Raw genomic sequence first — 632 nt, forward strand, 5'->3', positions numbered from 1 at the left:
AGGTACACCGCTTCAACAAAGCGCAACAGGACGCATTTTTGCCTTATGTCGAAAGCGGTTTATTAACCTTTATCGGCGCTACCACGGAAAACCCGTCATTTGAAGTCAATCCGGCATTGCTCAGCAGGGCGCAGGTGTATGTTTTGCAATCCTTGTCTTCAGACGACCTGAAGAAGCTGATTGCCAAAGTATTGGCTTTGCCCGAATACCAAGGTTTTACGATTGAAGCAGATGCGCAGGAGCTGCTCGTCAATACTGCCGACGGCGATGCGCGCAGATTGTTGAACTTGATCGAGCAGCTTTTACGCGCTGCTAATACACGCCGTCTGAAAACCTTAACCGCCGAATTCCTTGCTGATAGTTTGGGCGCGCAAATCCGCCGTTTCGACAAAGGCGGTGAGAGTTTCTACAACCAAATCTCCGCCCTGCACAAATCCGTGCGCGGTTCGCATCCTAACGCGGCATTGTATTGGTTCTGCCGTATGCTCGACGGCGGTACTGACCCGCGCTATCTTGCCCGCCGCATTGTCCGCATGGCATGGGAAGATATCGGCTTGGCCGATCCGCGTGCTTTAACGATTGCCAATGATGCTGCCGCTACTTATGAGCGCTTAGGCTCGCCAGAAGGGGAA

Annotated in this window: 1 pseudogene; it reads left to right on the forward strand. The window is 52.7% G+C overall.

The features are described from left to right. Positions 1–632, forward strand: a pseudogene (locus tag ACTHUR_RS15390) (replication-associated recombination protein A); the annotation flags it as partial.

The organism is Neisseria sp. P0021.S007, from assembly GCF_051956855.1.